15 protein-coding genes are annotated in these 20,120 nt (G+C 33.8%); 10 read left to right on the top strand and 5 right to left on the bottom strand.

From position 1 onward, the window contains the following. Positions 1–73 precede the first annotated feature (73 nt). Positions 74–1,234, bottom strand: a complete 1,161-nt coding sequence (locus BUC29_RS14645) for a Gfo/Idh/MocA family protein (protein ID WP_073416918.1) — start codon at positions 1,232–1,234, stop codon at positions 74–76. Positions 1,235–1,637: 403 nt separating this feature from the next. Between BUC29_RS14645 and BUC29_RS14640 the strand changes: the two genes are divergently transcribed. Beyond that, a complete protein-coding gene (locus BUC29_RS14640) occupies positions 1,638–3,569 on the top strand; it encodes an amino acid permease (protein ID WP_073416917.1) in 1,932 nt (643 codons plus the stop codon). Between the two features lie 48 nt (positions 3,570–3,617). Further along, on the top strand, positions 3,618–4,070 hold the full coding sequence (locus BUC29_RS14635) for a hypothetical protein (RefSeq protein WP_139260518.1): 453 nt from the start codon (positions 3,618–3,620) through the stop codon (positions 4,068–4,070). 283 nt (positions 4,071–4,353) lie between these two features. Here BUC29_RS14635 and BUC29_RS14630 read toward each other — a convergent pair whose 3' ends face one another. Beyond that, complete coding sequence (locus BUC29_RS14630; RefSeq protein WP_073416915.1) at positions 4,354–5,598, bottom strand: aminotransferase class I/II-fold pyridoxal phosphate-dependent enzyme; 1,245 nt, start codon at positions 5,596–5,598, stop codon at positions 4,354–4,356. A 336-nt stretch (positions 5,599–5,934) separates the two neighbouring features. Here BUC29_RS14630 and BUC29_RS14625 point away from each other — a divergent pair, with 336 nt between their 5' ends. From BUC29_RS14625 to BUC29_RS14615, 3 genes are all read left to right on the top strand, one after another. After that, positions 5,935–6,393: an Lrp/AsnC family transcriptional regulator gene (locus tag BUC29_RS14625; RefSeq protein WP_073416914.1), complete on the top strand. Its 459-nt coding sequence runs from the start codon at positions 5,935–5,937 to the stop codon at positions 6,391–6,393. A gap of 396 nt (positions 6,394–6,789) precedes the next feature. Next, positions 6,790–8,193, top strand: a complete 1,404-nt coding sequence (gene lpdA / locus BUC29_RS14620; RefSeq protein ID WP_073416913.1) for a dihydrolipoyl dehydrogenase — start codon at positions 6,790–6,792, stop codon at positions 8,191–8,193. 162 nt (positions 8,194–8,355) lie between these two features. Then, on the top strand, positions 8,356–8,898 hold the full coding sequence (locus BUC29_RS14615; protein WP_073416912.1) for a lipocalin family protein: 543 nt from the start codon (positions 8,356–8,358) through the stop codon (positions 8,896–8,898). A 50-nt stretch (positions 8,899–8,948) separates the two neighbouring features. Here BUC29_RS14615 and BUC29_RS14610 read toward each other — a convergent pair whose 3' ends face one another. Both BUC29_RS14610 and BUC29_RS14605 read right to left on the bottom strand, forming a co-directional pair. Further along, positions 8,949–9,323 (bottom strand): DoxX family membrane protein, encoded by a 375-nt coding sequence (locus BUC29_RS14610; protein WP_073416911.1) that lies wholly within the window; start codon positions 9,321–9,323, stop codon positions 8,949–8,951. Between the two features lie 206 nt (positions 9,324–9,529). Next, on the bottom strand, positions 9,530–10,423 hold the full coding sequence (locus BUC29_RS14605; protein ID WP_073416910.1) for a DUF4349 domain-containing protein: 894 nt from the start codon (positions 10,421–10,423) through the stop codon (positions 9,530–9,532). A 172-nt stretch (positions 10,424–10,595) separates the two neighbouring features. On the opposite strand from BUC29_RS14605, the gene BUC29_RS14600 reads away from it, so the two are divergent. The 3 genes from BUC29_RS14600 to BUC29_RS14590 all read left to right on the top strand — a co-directional run bounded on the left by BUC29_RS14600 (position 10,596) and on the right by BUC29_RS14590 (position 15,512). Then, complete coding sequence (locus BUC29_RS14600; protein WP_073416909.1) at positions 10,596–11,882, top strand: anthranilate synthase component I family protein; 1,287 nt, start codon at positions 10,596–10,598, stop codon at positions 11,880–11,882. 232 nt (positions 11,883–12,114) lie between these two features. Continuing rightward, positions 12,115–13,425, top strand: a complete 1,311-nt coding sequence (tilS, locus tag BUC29_RS14595; RefSeq protein ID WP_073416908.1) for a tRNA lysidine(34) synthetase TilS — start codon at positions 12,115–12,117, stop codon at positions 13,423–13,425. Further along, positions 13,425–15,512 carry a protein-disulfide reductase DsbD family protein gene (locus BUC29_RS14590; RefSeq protein WP_208610049.1) on the top strand — a complete coding sequence of 696 codons (2,088 nt, stop codon included), beginning with the start codon at positions 13,425–13,427 and terminating at the stop codon, positions 15,510–15,512. The genes tilS and BUC29_RS14590 overlap by 1 nt, the downstream gene beginning before the upstream one ends. A gap of 333 nt (positions 15,513–15,845) precedes the next feature. On the opposite strand, the gene BUC29_RS14585 is transcribed toward BUC29_RS14590, so the two are convergent. Beyond that, entirely contained in the window at positions 15,846–17,162 is a 1,317-nt protein-coding gene (locus BUC29_RS14585; RefSeq protein WP_073416907.1) for an ammonium transporter, read from the bottom strand. Between the two features lie 317 nt (positions 17,163–17,479). On the opposite strand from BUC29_RS14585, the gene BUC29_RS14580 reads away from it, so the two are divergent. Then, positions 17,480–18,454 carry a Gfo/Idh/MocA family protein gene (locus BUC29_RS14580; RefSeq protein ID WP_073416906.1) on the top strand — a complete coding sequence of 325 codons (975 nt, stop codon included), beginning with the start codon at positions 17,480–17,482 and terminating at the stop codon, positions 18,452–18,454. 78 nt (positions 18,455–18,532) lie between these two features. Continuing rightward, on the top strand, positions 18,533–20,068 hold the full coding sequence (locus tag BUC29_RS14575; RefSeq protein WP_073416905.1) for a YifB family Mg chelatase-like AAA ATPase: 1,536 nt from the start codon (positions 18,533–18,535) through the stop codon (positions 20,066–20,068). Positions 20,069–20,120 lie beyond the last annotated feature (52 nt).

Genomic DNA, 20,120 nt, shown 5'->3' with positions numbered 1-20,120 from the left:
AAGCAGATATTCGCAGATTTTTATTTTTAAATTAAATCTGCTAAAATCTGCCTAATCTGCGTGAAAAATAAAACTATAACAAACTTATTTTTTTTCCAGTTTCAGCGGCTTTATAGATTGCGTTGATAATTCTAACATCTTTAATTCCTTCTTCGCCCGTAATATGATTTGGAAGTTTTTTGTTGGCTAAAATAACTTTAGAAATCTCATCCATTTGGGTTTGCTGTTGGTTGATAACCGGAAAATTAAACGGTTTTCCATCCGATCTTTTACCAATAAAAGGCCCATAACTTACAGCAGGGCTCATCTCAAAGAAACCTTCATCGGCAGCAGCGTAAAATCGATCGATGCCAAAGCCACAAGAACTACTGCAATTCGCAACTGCACCGCTCGGGAATTCCATTTGCCAAGTGATATTTTCTTCAACCTGAGAAAACATATTTTTGTTATTGACATGTCCAAATTGTGCGGTAACGGCAATTGGTTCTTCGCCTAAAACATAACGCGAAACCTGAATGCAATAAATTCCTAAATTAATCAAACAACCGCCGCCGGCCCATTTTTTTGTCAGTCTCCATTGATTGCGGGCGTTTAGATCAACAGGTTTATTTATGTCACGAACATCGTAAGTACTATAACCCAGACCAGTTTCAATATAACGAACTTGTCCCATAACTTTTTCTTGTCCGAGACGTTTTATTTCTAGATGATTAGGTTCGTAATGCAAGCGATAACCCATTGCCAATTGTACGTTATTGTCATTGCAGACTTTGATCATTTCTTCGCAATCTTCGGGAGTAATTGCCATTGGTTTTTCGACAATAACATGTTTTCCTGCTTTTGCTGCACGAACAGTAAATTCTTTATGTAATGCATTTGGCGTTACAACGTACACTAAATCAATATCTTTGTTTTTTACAATCTCATCGAAATTTTCGTAGTTGTAAATATTTTTCTCAGGAATATTATATTTCTTTTTCCATGTTTCAGCCTTAGATGGTGTTCCGGTCACGATTCCTGCAAGCTGGCAGTATTCAGAAACCTGAAGTCCTTCGGCAAGCAGTGAAGCGTAGTTTCCTAAACCGCATAAAGCAATATTTAATTTTTTTCCGGTGTAAGAGAATTGCTTACTTTCAGTTTCGGTCATAAAAGAAGGAAGTGAAGTCATCACAACCGAAGCTCCAACGCCAAGCCCAAATTTGTTTACAAAAGAACGTCTTGAAATTTTTTCCATAAAAATGATTCTTTAAATTAAATACTACTTGTATTAGTAAGCTCATTTTGAGAAATGTTACATTTGTAATTATTTAACCGCAATCCCGATAGCTATCGGGAGCAAAGAATTACGCAGGGTTTCGCAAAGTTTTTTTGTTTCTCGCAGATTTAGCAGATAACGCGGATTTTTATTCTGCTAAAAGATTTACGCAGATTTTAATGATTAAAACAAAAAATAAATCTGCTCAATCTGCGAGGGAAAATTTAAAGATTTGAAAAAATAATTCGTGAATTCGTGGCAGAAAAAAACATCTGTAAAAACAAAATCGTTTTATATATTTGAAATAAAGATAATTTTTGCATTATTTGCAAAATAAAACAAAAACGACTGAATTAAATTAATTTATAACAGCAAAACATATATGGCATTTTCAAGTTTATTCCGAAAGAAAACAGTACAGGATATTCTAAAGCAGGTTGCTCAGAACGAATCAGACGGTCATAATGCACTAGGAAAACATTTGACCACCAAAGACTTAACTGCTTTTGGAATTGCGGCTATTGTTGGAGCGGGAATTTTTAGTACAATTGGAAAAGCCAGCGCAGACGGTGGACCAGCCGTTATCTTCTTATTCTTATTTACCGCTTTGGCTTGTAGTTTTGCTGCTTTTGCTTACGCGGAATTTGCTTCGATGGTTCCGGTTTCAGGAAGTGCTTATACCTATTCGTATGTTGCTTTTGGGGAATTAATTGCCTGGATTATTGGCTGGGCACTGATTATGGAATATGCCGTGGGAAATATAACCGTTGCCATATCGTGGAGTGATTATTTTACAGGACTGCTCCAGAGCGGCGGAATTCATTTACCGCAATGGATTCAGATGGATTATTTAACCGCTTCAAACGGTTTTAACGATGCTGAAGCCTTAATGCGAGGTGGAAAATCATTTGAAAATTTAAGTGTTGCTTTGCAACAGGCACATACAGCGTGGACAACTGCGCCAACAATTGGATCTTTCCATTTTGTGACTGATATACCGGCATTGTTCATCATTATTTTGATTACAGCTTTGGTTTACAGAGGGATGAAAGAATCTCGTAACGCAAGTAACTTAATGGTTGTGGTAAAGCTTTGTGTAGTACTTTTAGTAATTGCAGTTGGTGTATTTTATGTAGATACTGCAAACTGGAGTCCGTTTGCGCCAAATGGAGTTAGTGGGGTTTTAAAAGGAGTTTCAGCCGTTTTCTTCGCTTATATTGGTTTTGATGCGATTTCGACAACAGCCGAAGAATGTAAAAATCCGCAGCGCGATTTACCACGCGGAATGATGTGGGCAATTATTATCTGTACACTTTTATATATTGCTATTGCTTTGGTTTTAACCGGAATGGTAAAATATCACGAATTAAATGTGGGAGATCCTTTGGCATTTGTATTCGATAAATTAGACTTAAAATGGATGTCGGGAATTATTGCCGTTAGTGCTGTAGTGGCAATGGCGAGCGTTTTATTGGTTTTCCAAATGGGACAGCCTCGTATCTGGATGAGTATGAGCCGTGATGGTTTATTGCCAAAGAAATTCTCAACCGTTCACCCAAAATTCAAAACACCATCTTTCGCAACAATTGTAACAGGATTTGTTGTGGCAATTCCAGCATTATTCTTAAACCTGACAATGGTAACCGATTTATGCAGTATCGGAACTTTATTCGCCTTTGTATTGGTTTGTGCAGGAGTTTTAGTATTACAGAACAAACCTGAAATTCCAAGAGGAAAATTCAAAACGCCTTATATCAATTCAAAATTTATTCTGCCGGTTTTAATGATTGCCGGATTATATTATGCTTTTGCTTTCAACAATAAAGCAACAATGGCTTTCATCAATAACGAACCGCAGATTTACGATGCAACTTCAATCGTAACTTCTTTAGATAAATCAGAATCTGAAAAAGTTTTCAAATATTTAGAAAGTATTGAAGTAAACAATAAAACGTCAGAAACTTCAGATTTAGAGCATTTATTAGGACAATATCAGGACGACGAAGTAAAATATGCTGAGGTTGTAAAAGGTTTACCAATTGCTGATTCTGCAAAATATGAATCAGGTTTTAGTTTATTCAAACACAAAATCCCAATGTGGATATTCTTATTTGTTTTGGTTGGATTAGCGGTTTGGGCTTTCAGAAAAAATCTGTCTTTAATTCCGCTTTTAGGATTAATCTGCTGCCTTTACATGATGGCCGAATTAAGCGTTTGGAACTGGATTTATTTCACGATCTGGTTAATTATTGGGCTATTGATTTATTTTACTTATAGTAGAAAAAATAGCAAACTTAATGTAGTTAAGTTATAAGTTAAGAGTTAGTAGTAACGCAAATAAACATTTCTCTAAAATATGAAAATGAAAATTATATTTTATTTTATCCTTTTTTTTACAAATTTCCTTCATGCTCAGATAATGGCTGATGTAGAGGATGATTCTTCTGATGGAAGGACTTTAACACAAGTTGAATTTAAAAGGGCGATAATTCTTTATGATAAATACGTTGCTAGTGAGGATTTTATTGAAATGAAAAATAAAATTGAAAAACTCTCTTCAATAGCAAACGAAAATAATAAATTACGTGAGTTTGTATTTTATGAAGAAAATATAAATAACCAGAAAATAGAAAATTGGGTGAATAAAAATATTCCAAAAGAAAATAACGGAGAAGCAACTAAACTTCTTTCTAGAATTGTTGTACTGAATAATAAAATCAATATTGACAATGCTGAAATAATAAATATATTAAAATATAAAGCAAGTTTTAACCAATGCCAAGAAATAATGAATCCTGAATTGAGAGATAGATAAATGCGCTACCACTAACCGCCGTTAAACGAGATATGGGTTTTCGGCTGAATTTAAAGATAGTTTTGTGCTTGGACAATTGGCATATATTTAATTCCAAACTTCGTTTAGCGTCCGAACGTTAATAAAAATATAAGTTAAAAAAGCCGTTCTGTGATTGATTTCAGAACGGCTTTTTTATATAAAATCCGCATAAATTTTCTCGCGCAGATTGTGCAGATCTTACAGATTTTTTATAGGTTTCTATGACATCAGCATAATCAGCCAAATCTGCGAGAGAGATATCTTAGCGAATCTCTGCGAAATTTTCTTTGCGAATCTCTGTGGAATTCAAAACTCCAACTTCAATCATACATTGTTTCATCATTTCATAAGTACGATCAATATCATTATCCAAACCAATAGAAAAACGAATCAAACCATCTGTTAGTCCCATTTCTTTCTGCTCTTCCAACGGAATTTCACTTGAAGTCGAAGTTCCCGGCGCGCTGAATAACGTTTTATAAAAACCTAAACTTACAGCCAGATAACCTAAATTTCTTTGTTGCATTAATTCCATCAATTCATTGGCTTTTTCCAAAGTTCCAACATCAATTGTCAGCATTCCGCCAAAACCATATTCCGGATTAATCATCGTTTTGTACAATTCGTGACTCGGGTGGCTTTTTAATCCCGGATAAACTGTTTTTAAACCATCTTTTTCAAACATATCAGCCAGAAAATGCGCATTGTGACTGTGTTGTTTGATTCTGATATGAAGCGTACGAAGATTTTTCATCACACTTGCCGAACGTAAACTATCCATTGTTGGTCCCAAAAGCATACTTGCTCCGGAATTTACATTTTTCAACGAATTGATAAATTCTTTGGAAGCGCAAGTTACGCCGCCAACTGTATCGCTGCTTCCGTTAATATATTTCGTTAAACTATGTATTACAATATCAGCTCCTAATTTTGCAGGCGAAACTGATAAAGGCGAAAATGTATTGTCGACTACCAATTTTAAATTATGTTTTTTAGCAATTTTTGCCAAGCCAGCAATATCAGCAACTTCTAATAACGGATTACTAACAGTCTCGCAATACAAAACTTTTGTTTTAGCTGTAATTGCTGCTTCAACAACATCGAGTTTTGTGATATCGACGAAGCTTGTTTCGATTCCGAATCTTGGTGTGAAATTTTTTAGGAAAGCATAAGTTCCGCCATAAATTGTTCTGCTTGAAACGATGTGATCTCCAGCTCCGCACAATTGTAATAGAGTAGGTGTAATGGCTCCCATTCCCGAAGCTGAAACATTTGCAGTTTCCGTTCCTTCCATCGCTGCCAAAGCCTGATCTAAATAAAGGTTACTTGGCGATGAATGACGGGAATACAAATAACAGCCTTCCATGTTGCCTTCAAAAGTATCAAACATGGTTTTAGCTGAAAGAAAAGTATAAGTCGATGAATCAGAAATCGACGGATTTACGCCGCCAAATTCGCCAAAGTATTGCAAATCCTGAATTTTGTCTGCTGGATTGAAGTTTTTCATATAGATAGTTTTTGTTTGTTTTGTTTCAAGTTTCAGGTTTCAAGTTGATTGAAACTAGTATTAATTATTTGGAGCTAATCCTGCTATCCGTTGCAATCTTTTATGTCTCGTTAAAGAAACGAGACACAAAAGGATTTCCACTTCTATCAGGGCTAGGGCTCTCGTTTTCAAAAGAAATTCTATCCAAAATAAGATCTAATTAGAAAATTAATCAACTATAAATTGAATATTTAGATTTTAAAACTATTAAAATGTATTTATTGTGAATTTTAATCTAAATTTGAATTAAGAAAATTCAATTAATAGATTTTCTTTCATCTCTTAAAACCAACAAAAATGACTTTAGACGCCACAGATAAAAAACTCTTGGTTTTACTACAAACCGACAGTAAAAAAACAACCAAAGAATTATCTTTAAAACTAGATCTTTCGGTTACGGCTGTATACGAACGAATTAAAAAATTAGAAAGAGAAGGAATAATTAAAAACTATGCAGCTTTAGTCGATAAATCTAAAATCGAAAAAGGATTTGTAGTTTTTTGTCATTTAAAGTTGATTCAGCACACAAAAGAATTCCTGACGAAATTTGAAAGTGAAGTTATCAAACTCAACGAAGTTTTAGAATGCCATCATGTAAGTGGTGATTACGATTATATTTTAAAAGTCTTAGTAAAAGATATGGAAGCTTATCGCGAATTTTTGGTTACAAAACTTACAAGTTTACAACACATTGGAAGCACGCAAAGCATGTTTATGATTAGTGAAGTAAAGAATTCGACGGTGATTTCTTTCTAAGATGCTGAGGTTCTGAGGTGCTAAGGTTTTTTTAATCTCGCAAAGACGCAGAGTCGCAAAGTTTTTATTGAATTGCCTCCAGCTTTAGCTGGAGGTTTTAGAATTGTATAATAGAGGCTTTAGCCAAATCTGTGTTAGTTTGGCTAAAGCCCTAACTTTGACAATAATTTTCCATCCAGCTAAAGCTGGACGCTATTCAATCTTAATTTTTAAAAATCTTTGCGACTCTGCATCTTTGCGAGATTAAAACAAAAACTTTGCGAGCCTTTGCGTAATTCTTAGCGCTCTTTGCGGTAAAACTCCAACCCAAAATTTCACGCAAAAAACATTGAAAATTAAACTTCAAACAAAACTTTATTGCTTAATTTTGTAACCGCTAAAATAAAAACAAATACTATGAGTTCATTTGACGTAGTCGTTATAGGTTCAGGTCCTGGTGGATATGTATCAGCAATTCGTTGCGCACAATTAGGTTTCAAAACTGCAATTGTAGAAAAATATAATTCATTAGGCGGAACTTGCCTTAACGTAGGTTGTATTCCTTCAAAAGCATTATTATCTTCTTCACATCATTATTCAGAAATTGCTCATTTTGCAGATCACGGAATCGAAGTTTCCGGCGATGTAAAAATCAATTTAGAGAAAATGATCGCACGCAAACAAGCTGTTGTTGATCAAACTGTAGGTGGTATTAACTACTTAATGGAAAAAAATAAAATTACTGTTTTCAATGGTTTAGGTTCTTTCGTAGATGCAACTCATATTGCTGTTGCAAAAGCAGACGGAACTTCTGAAACTATCGAAGCTAAATATACTGTAATCGCTACAGGATCAAAACCATCTTCTTTACCATTCATCAAAATCGATAAAGAAAGAATCATCACTTCTACTGAAGCTTTGGCTTTAAAAGAAGTTCCAAAACACTTAGTAATTATTGGTGGAGGAGTTATCGGAATCGAGCTTGGACAAGTTTATCTTCGTCTTGGAGCTCAGGTTTCTGTAGTTGAATTCATGGACAGAATCATTCCTGGAATGGACGGTGCGCTTTCTAAAGAATTAACAAAAGTGTTGAAAAAACAAGGAATGAAATTCTACGTTTCTCACAAAGTAAAATCGGTTGAAAGAAATGGCGATGCTGTTGTAGTTCAGGCTGAAAATGCAAAAGGAGAAACTATCACTCTTGAAGGAGATTATTCATTAGTTTCTGTAGGTCGTCGTCCGTACACAGACGGATTAAACGCTGACAAAGCTGGAGTTAAAATTTCTGACAGAGGACAAGTTGAAGTAAACGATCATTTGCAAACTAATATTCCAAATATCTATGCAATTGGAGACGTTGTTCGTGGAGCAATGTTGGCGCACAAAGCAGAGGAAGAAGGAGTTATGGTTGCAGAGATTTTAGCAGGTCAAAAACCTCATATCGATTATAACTTAATTCCTGGTGTAGTTTATACTTGGCCGGAAGTTGCTGCAGTCGGACAAACTGAAGAGCAATTGAAAGCGGCAGGAGTTGCTTACAAATCTGGAAGTTTCCCATTTAAAGCTTTAGGGCGTGCAAGAGCAAGTGCTGATTTAGACGGATTTGTAAAAATCCTTGCTGACGAAAAAACAGATGAGGTTTTAGGAGTTCACATGATTGGTGCCCGTACAGCAGATTTAATTGCTGAAGCGGTTACTGCAATGGAATTCAAAGCTTCTGCTGAAGATATTTCAAGAATGAGCCATGCGCATCCAACTTTTGCGGAAGCGGTAAAAGAAGCAGCATTGGCAGCAACTGAAAACAGAGCCTTACACGTATAAAGATTTTCGTAAATTCATATTTAAACCCGTCTCGTTTTTTAACGACACGGGTTTTTATTTTGCTCTAAATTTTAGCACTAAAAAATATAAACTTCAAGAAAAATTTTGTAAATTAGATGTAGAATTCTGATGGTATCTTTATGATAATAAAAAGATTGCATCATGAAAAATAAATATATTGCTCCTGTTTTACTAGGAGCAGGAATTGCATTTTTACTTTATTCCTGTGGTTCTACGATTCCTAAAAAAGCAACTGCTATTACCAATTTTAATAAAGCAAAGTATTTAGGGAAATGGTACGAAATCGCAAGATTAGATTATAAATGGGAAAGGCACTTAGATAACGTTTCTGCTGAATATTCTTTGAATGAAGACGGAACCATAAAAGTTGATAATAAGGGCTATAATGTCAAAAAAGACAAATGGGAGGAGAGCATCGGGAAAGCTAAACTTGTCAAAAAAGACAACATTGGTATGCTTAAGGTTTCATTTTTTGGTCCTTTTTATTCTGGATATAATATCATTGCAGTAGACAGCGATTACAAATATGCCCTTGTTGCCGGCGAAAGCCTAAAATACATGTGGATACTTTCGAGAGAAACTACGATGCCTGAAAGCGTTAAAGCAGATTTTTTAATTAAAGCTCAGGAAATTGGATATAATATATCTGATTTGGTTTGGGTAAAACACGATAAAACAAATTAATAAAAGAGCCGACATTTTGATGTCGGCTCTTTTATTATACTGATGAAAAATCAAGGTGTAAAAACTGTTTTATAATTATCCCAATATCTGTAAATCAAAAATAAATTACCCAGAAATAATAATGCAGCAATTGGTAATCCTTCTGGGGCCAGAAAATAATTGATAAACAAAATGTTAATAGTGATTGGTAAAATCAGGATGTTTGCCAAAGTAACAAAACGACCTGTTACAAATGAAACTCCACAAAGAAGTTCAACTGTTTTTGCAAGGGGCAATAAATAAGTTGAAGCAACTAAACCCATATTGAATGCCTTAAAATTACCTGTTGTTTCTGGTTCCGGCGCAAGTTTAAAAAAGAACGAAATAGAGGCAAACAGTAATAAAAGGCCGATCAAAACGCGGACAATAATAGTAGCAATTTTCATAATACTTAGAATTTTAATAGGTTAAAATGATATAATTAGTGTGCTGAAAATGCAAATCAATATTCTCTAAAAAATGGAAATTTAGTTTTACTATCATTTTATTGAGAATTTAACAATCAAAAATATTCTATTTTGGGATTAGTTTAATGCTATATCAAATATAACGAATTTTTTCTTATCAAATTGCTATTTTGTTAACACTTTTATTATTTCTTGCTGTATCTTTTATAAAGAAACCATCCGCCAAATGCTAATAAAATAATTGGCCAGATATTAAGTAGAAAAACCAAAATGGCTTGTAATATATTCCATCCGCTCTTTAAAGCATCAAAAATCTGAATGCCTAAATTTGGCTGATAAGAAGTACTGTCTTTTTCACTTGCCGTTATTTCCTGTCTCGTTGTTTCATTTTGATAAAGCTGTAATGTAACCGTACTAAAGTTAATTTGGTCCTGCAATGACAGATTTTCTACAATCTTGTTGTCATTATCTTCTTTTTGGTTTGCCAGATTATTTTCGGCCTCAATAACATCATTTATTTTTTTGCCTTTTGAGTCAATTGCCTGTTCAACTCTTTTTTGGTTTACAGTGCCTCTTTTTTGCGAAAGCTGATTAGCCAGTATTTTTAAAGAAACATCATCGGCCTTTATTACTCTGTAATCTAAAAAGTCAATCTGTTTTGCAATGGTTTTAATTACAGTATCAAGCTGTGTATTAGGAACCCGAATCGTAATATTATTTTCTACAGAATATTTAGTAGTTTCCAGTGTACTGTCTAAGCTTATTTTAGTTTTAATCTGCTCATGTATATTACTTTGTAAGTTGGTATAAGTAACAAAACCACCAAATTTTTGAACAGCGTTTTCAATAGCATAAGTAGATTTTACGACGTTTTTAACTTTGAATTTAATATCAGCAGTTCGAATAAATTTTTGTTTACTGTCTTTTTGTTCGACAGCTGCAGAAGATGAAATTTCAGTACTATCTGCCGCCATTCTTGAATCTGTAGTTTCTCCAGAAGCATAATTAGCTTTTTTGCAGGAAAATAATAATGTAATTACGATCAAGGAGGTTAATCCTAATTTGTGAATTGTTTTCATAAATTTTTAAAAAAATGGTTAGAAAATTGATTTTTTTGTTTTGATAAAATAGGTTGTATTGTTAAAACGCGCGTGAATTAATACAAATTCGATATACTAAAAAGCGTGCCAATAATTTTTAAACATTCGCTTTTTTTTGTTGTAATTTTGGAATTTAAAAATTCATTCATTTTTGAGAGTTTCTATCACCAAATCTATTTTAAACCCGGAGCAGTTTAAACAACAGCTTTTGAACTGGGCACAGCAATTTCGGGAAGTCGTTTTTTTAGACAGTAATTCATATCCGCAGGAATATTCAAGTTTTGATTGTTTATTGGCTGTAGACGCTTTTACTTCTTTAAAAACAGATTATTATAATGCTTTTGAAGACTTAAAACAATACCAGCAAACTACAAAAGACTGGCTTTTAGGTTATTTATCTTATGATTTAAAAAACGACATTGAGGATTTAAAATCAAATAATTTTGACGGATTAGATTTTCCTGATTTGTTTTTCTTTCAACCAAAAAAAATATTTATGCTGAAAGAAAATCAGCTTGAAATTCAATATTTACTTTTTTGTGATGACGAAATTGAAGATGATTTTAATGAGATAATCGAAACTCGAAACTCGAAACTCGAAAATGAAGTGTCTTTAAAGATTCAACAGCGTATTTCTAAAGATTCATATATAGAAAAAGTTACCAAAATGCTGGAACATATCCATAAAGGTGATATGTATGAAGCGAATTTCTGTATGGAATTTTTTGCTGAAAATGCTGTAATTAGTCCGTTTGAAAAATTTCAGAGATTAAATGGAATTTCACAAGCTCCGTTTTCGGTTTTCTTTAAAAATCACAAACAATATTTACTTTCAGCATCTCCAGAACGTTATTTAAAAAAAACAGGAAATAAAATTATTTCCCAGCCAATAAAAGGAACCTCTAAGCGTTTTTCAGATCCGGTAGAAGACCAAAAATCAAAAGAATATTTAGAATCTGATGAAAAAGAACGTGCTGAAAATATAATGATTACAGATTTAGTTCGAAATGATTTATCCCATACGGCCGAAAAAGGTTCTGTTGAGGTTACAGAACTTTGTAAAATCTATTCTTTTCTTCAGGTTCACCAAATGATTTCAACGATTACATCAAAACTTGATGCTCAATATTCTGCAGTAGATGTTTTAAAAACAACTTTTCCGATGGGAAGTATGACGGGCGCTCCAAAAATTTCGGTTATGAATATTATCGAAAATCTGGAAGAAACCAAACGCGGACTTTACAGCGGCGCGGTTGGCTACTTTACACCCGAAGGCGATTTTGATTTTAATGTTGTTATTAGAAGTATTTTATACAACGAACAAAAAAAATATGTTTCATTTTCGGTAGGAAGTGCCATTACATCACTTTCAATTCCTGAAAAAGAATACGAGGAATGTCTATTAAAAGCTAAAGCAATGCATGAAGTTTTGCAGTAAAATTTTAAAGTTAAAGCCACAGATTATAAGGATTAAAGGATTTTTGTTTCACGCAGATTTGCAGATTTAATTTAAATTTAGAAATAAATAAAATTTTTAATCTGGGGCAAAAAACCTGTTCAATCTGCAAAATCTGCGTTAAAAATAATTCGTGAATTCGTGGCAGACAAAAAAATCACTGCTTAACATTTCATTTAAAAATAGATAAAATTTAATTTGTTACTTTTATCAGATGCTTTTAAAATTTCAAAATCATATCATATCCCGATTTCCATTTTTATCCGGAAAAAAGCTTTTTCTGGCTGTTAGCGGTGGTTTAGACAGTATGGTTTTGCTGCATTTGCTAGAACAATTACCTTATGAAATAGCCGTTTTGCATTGTAATTTTCAGCTTCGCGGTTTAGAAAGTTTTGAAGATCAAAAATTTATTCAGGAATATTGCCTTCACAATAATATTCAGGTTTTTATAACTCAGTTTGATACCGAAGCTTTTGCAAGAGATTATAAACTTTCAACACAAGTTGCTGCAAGAGAACTTCGCTACAGCTGGTTTTATGAACTTTTAGAAGAAAAAAACTTCGATTATATTTTAACGGCACATCACGCCGATGATAATCTCGAAACTTTTATAATCAACTTAACCCGCGGAACTGGTTTAGACGGATTAACAGGAATTCCGGAGCAAAACGATAAAATTATACGTCCGCTTTTGCCATTTTCAAGAGAAGAAATTTTGAAATATGCCGAAGAAAATACAATCAAATGGCGTGAAGACAGCAGTAATGCTTCAAATAAGTATCTTCGAAATAAAATTCGCCACGATTTAGTTCCTGTTTTAAAAGAAATCAATCCAAATTTTTTAAATGCTTTTGAGAAAACACAATCCTATCTTCAGGAATCCAAAGAAATGGTCGAAGATGCATCGATTATGGTGTATCAGCAAGTGGCAAAAGAAGCAGGAGAGGATATTCATTTTGATTTAAATCAGCTTAAAAAACTTCCAAATTACAAATCCTATTTGTACCAATGGCTCAACGAATTTGGTTTTTCGGCATGGAATGACATTTATGATTTGGTCGAAGGACAATCAGGAAAACAAGTTCTTTCAGAAGAATTTAGGTTATTGAAGAATCGTGAAACCCTGATTTTAAGCCCGGTTTCGGAAATATCAGAAAAAGAAGAATTTCAAATTCACGAAAACGAAACAGAAGTTAATTTTCCCTTAAATTTGAAGCTTTGTCAGGTAGACGACATTACAATAGATTCAAATAGAACTATATTTGTGGACGCCGAAAAAATCCGTTTTCCTCTAATTTTGCGTAGATGGAATGAAGGAGATGTTTTTCAGCCTTTTGGTATGAACGGAAAGTCGAAAAAAGTAAGCAAACTTTTTAAAGACGAAAAATTATCGTTGATCGAAAAAGAAAAAACATGGATTTTGACATCTGATAATCAAATTGTTTGGATTGTTGGAATTAGACAGGACGAACGTTTTAGAATAAAAAACACAACAAATAAAATACTTAAAATAGAATTGCAATAATGAACTTTAATCAAAACCATAAAAAGATATTTTCTAAAAGTATCTGGAATAAAATCACTGTCTTTTTTCTGTTTTTCTTTTTTGCATTAACAACTAATGCGCAAATTTTAGAGCCGGTAAAATGGACTTCAAAAATTGAAAAAAAAGGAAATAACGCTATTTTAATTTTTGATGGAACGATCGAAAAAGACTGGCATATGTACTCGCAATTCACACCAGAAGGCGGACCACTAGCACTGGAAATTTCATTTAAAAACCAAAAAGGAAACTATGAACTAATTGGAAAAGCTAAAGAAGGTAAAACCAGAACGGCTTTTAACGATGTTTTTGGTGTAAATGAAACTTTTTTTGAAGGTAAAGCACATATTGAGCAGGAAATAAAAATCATTAACCCGAATTTAAAAACGGTAGATGTTGATTTTGATTTTCAGGTTTGTAAAGAAGTTTGTATCAACTCAAATAAGAAATTTTCTATTGCAGTTCCTTCAAACTTTAAAATGGATGAAATTCCTGTTATTACAGAAGCAAAATTAGATGAAACAAAAAGAGTTGGATTAGCGGTTGATACTATTAACAAAACAACCGAAACTGCTGTAGACAAGACTTCTAATGTTGAAAAAGAAATTGCTGTAAAAGAAGAAATTCCGGCTCCTGCACCTTCTAGAAGTTTATGGTCGATCTTTTTTGTGGCATTTTTATCAGGATTTGCAGCCTTGTTGACACCTTGTGTTTTTCCAATGATCCCGATGACGGTAAGTTTCTTTACAAAACAAAGCAAAAGCAGGGCAAAAGGAATTAGAAATGCCATTATTTATGGACTTTCAATCATTGCTATTTATGTAATTTTAGGTCTTATTGTAACTAAAATATTTGGTGCCGATGCATTAAATGCTTTATCTACAGATGTTTGGTTTAACTTGATTTTCTTTTTGATTTTAATCATTTTTGCTACTTCATTTTTGGGAGCTTTTGAAATTATGCTTCCAAATTCATGGGCAAATAAAGCTGATCAGCAGGCTGATAAAGGCGGAATAGTTGGAATTTTATTTATGGCTTTGGCACTTGCCATTGTGTCTTTTTCTTGTACAGGTCCAATTGTTGGAACCTTATTAGTTGAAGCAGCTTCAAACGGAGGAATTGCTCCAATTGTTGGAATGCTTGGTTTTTCATCTGCATTAGCACTTCCGTTTATGTTATTTGCAATGTTCCCGGGCTGGTTAAATTCTTTACCAAAATCTGGCGGATGGTTAAATACCGTAAAAGTTGTTTTAGGATTCTTAGAATTAGCATTAGCCTTTAAATTTTTATCAAATGCCGATTTAGTTCTTCAGCTGCATTTCTTAGAAAGAGAAGTTTTTATAGCGATCTGGATTGCTATTTTTGGAGCTTTGACTTTATATTTATTTGGAAAAATTACATTGCCTCACGATAGTCCGTTACAGCATATTTCAGTTGGAAGACTATATTTAGGATTATTAACTCTGGTATTTACTATGTATTTAATTCCGGGTCTTTGGGGTGCGCCGTTGAAACTGATAAGTGCATTTCCGCCGCCGCCGACCTATAGTGAAAGTCCTTTTGGAGTGGGAGGTTCGGCCAATTCAGGTTTAAATTCAGAAGTAAAAGGTCTTCCGGAAGGGGCTGAATTAGGTCCACACGGCATTATGGTTTTCCATGATTACGAAGATGGTTTAGCTTATGCCAAAGAAATTAAAAAACCAATTATGCTCGATTTTACAGGTTATGCCTGCGTAAACTGCAGAAAGATGGAAAATAATGTTTGGTCTGAGCCAACGATTCTGCCAATCTTAAAAAATGATGTTGTTTTGATTTCCCTTTATGTTGATGATAAACGCGAATTGCCAAAAGAGGAGCAATTTGTTACAGCTGCAGGTGATAAAATTATTACTGCAGGCGATAAATGGACAGATTTTATGATTTCTAAATACAAAACCAATACTCAGCCTTTATACGTCATTACAGATTTAGAAGGAAATAATCTAAATGCTTCTAAACCAACAATTAGCTATGTAAGTGCAGCAGAATATTTAAAATGGTTAAAAGAAGGAATTGCAAATTTTAAGTAATTTATGAGTTATGAGTGAGGAATTAAGAGATATTCTAATTCTTAATTTTTAATAATTCATAATATCAACACCTTCAAAAACATAGCCTTGTGGTTTGAACCAAAGGAACGTATAAAAAATAGAATAGAAATATGATGTTGATTGTACTACATTAGTTGAAATAACTGGCTTTGTTTAGGCAATTTGTGTATTGATTTTTAAATAGCATACACATTATAATCTACAATTTACACTCTAAAATCTAAAATATAAAAAGGTTAATTCAAACAAAAAGCCCTCTAATATAACTTAGAGGGCTTTTTTTATCAGCAACTAGTAAAAATTAATTTTTTCTTATAAGAATTCTCCATGTTGAGAGATATCTAATCCTAATTCTTCTTTTTCTTCAGTAACTCTTAGAGGAGTAATTTTATTTACAATGAAAAATAAAATATATGAACCAATAAAAGCGAAGATAGATACAACAACTAAAGCAGTTAATTGGTTAATAAACAATGTAGGAGTTCCGAAGATTAAACCTTGGTTGTCACCAACAGCAGGGTTAATAGCTTTTGAAGCAAAAACTCCAGTTAAAAGCATACCTACCATACCACCAACACCGTGACAAGCAAATACATCAAGAGCATCGTCGATTTTTCCTTTAGGGAATTTGCTTACTACAAGGTTACTCACAATTGCAGCAAATAAACCAATAAAGATTGCATGAGAGATGCTTACGAAACCAGCAGCAGGAGTAATAGCTACAAGACCTACAACAGCTCCAATACAAGCACCAAGTGCAGATAATTTGTGACCTAAAATTTTATCAAGGAAAACCCAAGCCATTGCAGCAGCAGCAGCAGCAACTGTAGTTGTTCCTAAAGCTTGTACAGCTAATCCGTTTGATCCTAAAGCAGATCCTGCGTTAAAACCAAACCATCCAAACCATAGTAAACCTGTTCCTAATAATACATACGTAATTCTGGCAGGATTAACTTTTTGAATTTTTCTTTTTCCTAAGAAAATTGCTCCAGCCAATGCAGCCCATCCAGCGCTCATGTGTACTACAGTTCCACCAGCGAAGTCAAGAACTCCCATCTTAAAGAAAACTCCATCAGGATGCCATGTCATGTGAGCTAAAGGAGCATATATAATAATGATAAATAAAACCATGAATAACAAATAAGCCCAGAAACGAATACGTTCTGCAAAAGCACCTGTAATTAATGCAGGAGTAATGATAGCGAATTTTGCCTGAAATAATGCGAATAACATAAATGGAATTGTTGGGGCTAAACTCCAGGCTGTGCTTGTTCCAACTCCTTCAAAGAATAAATTAGTAGATGGATTTCCGATGATTCCTCCAATTGTAGGACCAAAAGCCAATCCAAAAGCAACAACAACCCATAAAATTGTAACAATTACCATTGCCATAAAACTTTGAAGCATAGTACTGATAACGTTTTTCTTACCTACCATTCCTCCGTAGAAAAATCCTAAACCTGGAGTCATCAACAATACAAAAGCAGTTGCAACGATCATCCAAGCTGTATCTCCTGTATCAAATTTTACTGCTTCTGCCGGAATTGGGTTATCGGCGATGATGAAATTCGATATAAAGGTTAGTACCAAAATAGTGATAAGAATCACACTTAAAATAATTTTTCGCATAGTTATTTAGTTTTAAAATTTTTGATAAAAGTATAAAATGATTTAATACCCCATAAAAAAATAGGGTTCAATGTTTAATTTTTGTTAAATTTAAAATTTAACCCCTGTCATTTTGCATGAATTTCTTAAAACAAACTTAAAATTTACAATTTAGCAACATTTTTTTTCAACTAACTATTAGTTTTAATAATTTTTGGGGTAATTGATTGCTGTTTTTTGTAAGATATTGCATATTTGTTGTTTAAAAATATCTGAAGTTTTTATAACAAAGAAGGTTTTTTAATCTTTTTAACAAATTTGATGATTATAATTTAAGGATGGAAAATAAAAAAATTAAATGGGGAATTGTTGGTCTTGGAAATATTGCGGCTCAGTTTGCTTCGGATTTATTGTTGATTGAAAATACTGAGTTAACTGCTGTTGCTTCCAGAGATTTTTCTAAAGCTGAGGAATTTGGAGGAAAATTTAATGCTTCAAGAATTTACAATTCTTATGATTTACTTTTTGAAGATCCTGAAGTCGAAATCGTTTATATTGCTACTCCTCATAATTCCCATGCCGAATTGTCGATAAAAGCGTTAGAAAACGGAAAACATGTTTTATGCGAAAAACCTATGTCGTTATCGTATAAGGATGCGGAAAGAATGATTAATGCTTCTAAAAAGCATAATAAATTTTTTATGGAAGCTTTTTGGACACGATTTATTCCATCGGTTCAGGATGTTTTGCAGAAAATTAACCATGGAATAATAGGAGAAGTAAATTATATAAAAGCCGATTTTGCCTTTCACGGAAGTGAAACAGAAAATAAAAGACTTTTTGATAAAGAATTGGGCGGAGGAGCTTTATTTGATATTGGTGTTTATCCTTTATTTCTGTCTTATATAGTATTAGGGAAGCCAAAAGAGATTTTAGCGAAAGCGATAAAACATAAAAATGGAATTGATTTGCAGACATCTATGATTTTGCATTATGAAAAGGCACAGGCAGTTTTACATTCTTCTATAGTTTCAGAATCTGATATGAAAGCACTTATTAGCGGAACAAAAGGCAGAATCGAATTAAATTCTCCGTGGTTTGCTCCGCAAGGTTATTCTTTATTTAGTAATGAAGAAAAAGAAGCCACATTTACTTTATCAACTTTAGGAAAAGGATATTCTCATGAAATCATCGAATGCAGCCATTGTATTCGCAATAATGAAATAGAAAGTAAACTTTGGTCACATCAAAATAGTCTGGATTTGAGTAAGATTGTTGAGGAGATTAAAACGCAAATCAACCTCCCATTTTAAAGTTTTACATTTGTAATAAAATATTTACAATTTAATATTTTTTCATTAGTTTTAAAACCAATTAATGAAAGAAATATTATGTTAGTAAAAGTTTACGGAAGTGCCGTTTTCGGAGTCGAAGCCACAACCATTACAATGGAAGTGCACATGGACAAAGGAATTGGTTATCATTTAGTTGGACTGCCGGATAATGCCATAAAAGAAAGCAGTTACAGAATTGCTGCCGCACTTAAAAATAACGGATTAAGTCTGCCGGGGAAAAAAATCACTATAAATATGGCGCCCGCCGATCTTCGAAAAGAAGGTTCTGCTTATGATTTGCCACTCGCAATGGGAATTTTAGTAGGTTCTGACCAGATAAAAGCGCCTGAAATTGAACAGTATATTATTATGGGTGAACTTTCTCTTGACGGAAGTTTGCAGCCTATTCGGGGAGCTTTGCCAATTGCCATAAAAGCAAAAGAAGAAGGCTATAAAGGTTTTTTTCTCCCGATTCAAAATGTAAAAGAAGCTGCAATTGTAGCAGGATTAGATGTCTATGGCGTTTCTAACTTACAGGAAATAATTGATTTTTTTGCAGGAAAAGGAACGCTGCAGCCAACAGTAATTGATACTCGCGCTGAGTTTTATAAAACTCTCGATTTTCCCGAACACGATTTTTCAGATGTTCGCGGGCAAGAAAGCATTAAACGTTGTATGGAAATCGCAGCAGCGGGCGGACATAACATAATTTTGATTGGCCCGCCCGGTGCAGGAAAAACAATGCTTGCCAAACGTGTTCCGAGTATTTTACCGCCCATGACATTGCGAGAAGCTCTTGAAACGACTAAAATTCATAGTGTTGCCGGAAAATTAAAAGAAGTTGGTCTTATGAATCAACGCCCGTTTAGAAGTCCGCATCATACAATTTCAAATGTAGCTTTGGTTGGCGGTGGAAGTTATCCGCAGCCTGGAGAAATTTCGATGGCTCATAATGGTGTTTTATTTCTCGATGAATTACCAGAATTTAAACGGGATGTTCTGGAAGTAATGCGTCAGCCGCTGGAAGATCGCGAAGTCACGATTTCGCGTGCTAAATTTACAGTAACTTATCCATCATCTTTTATGCTTGTGGCAAGTATGAACCCAAGTCCGAGCGGATTTTTTAATGATCCAAGTATGCCGAATACTTCTTCGCCACACGAAATGCAGCGTTATATGAGTAAAATTTCGGGCCCGCTTTTGGACCGAATTGACATTCATATAGAAGTCACACCGGTTCCGTTTGATAAATTGTCTGACGATCGTAAAGCCGAAAGCAGTGTAGAAATTCGTAAACGTGTAACCGCCGCTAGAGAAATTCAAACCAAACGTTTTGCTGAGATTGACAACATTCATTATAATGCACAAATGAGCAGTAAACTAATTCGTGAGTTTTGTGCCTTAGACGAACAATCAAAAGAGCTTTTGAAAAATGCGATGGAGCGTTTAAACCTTTCCGCACGAGCGTATGACCGAATTTTAAAAGTTGCCCGTACAATTGCCGATTTAGACAATTCAGAAAATGTAATTTCGCAGCATATTGCCGAAGCAATTCAATACAGAAGTTTAGATAGAGAAGGATGGCTTGGGTAATTGATTTTAGATTTTAGATTGGAATACTTTGTGCTTAAAAACTTTGTCAAAG

This window comes from Flavobacterium defluvii (assembly GCF_900129555.1).
Lineage (GTDB): Bacteria > Bacteroidota > Bacteroidia > Flavobacteriales > Flavobacteriaceae > Flavobacterium > Flavobacterium defluvii.
The sequence above is the reverse complement of the archived record's forward strand: the minus strand, read 5'-3'. Positions and strand labels throughout refer to the sequence as shown.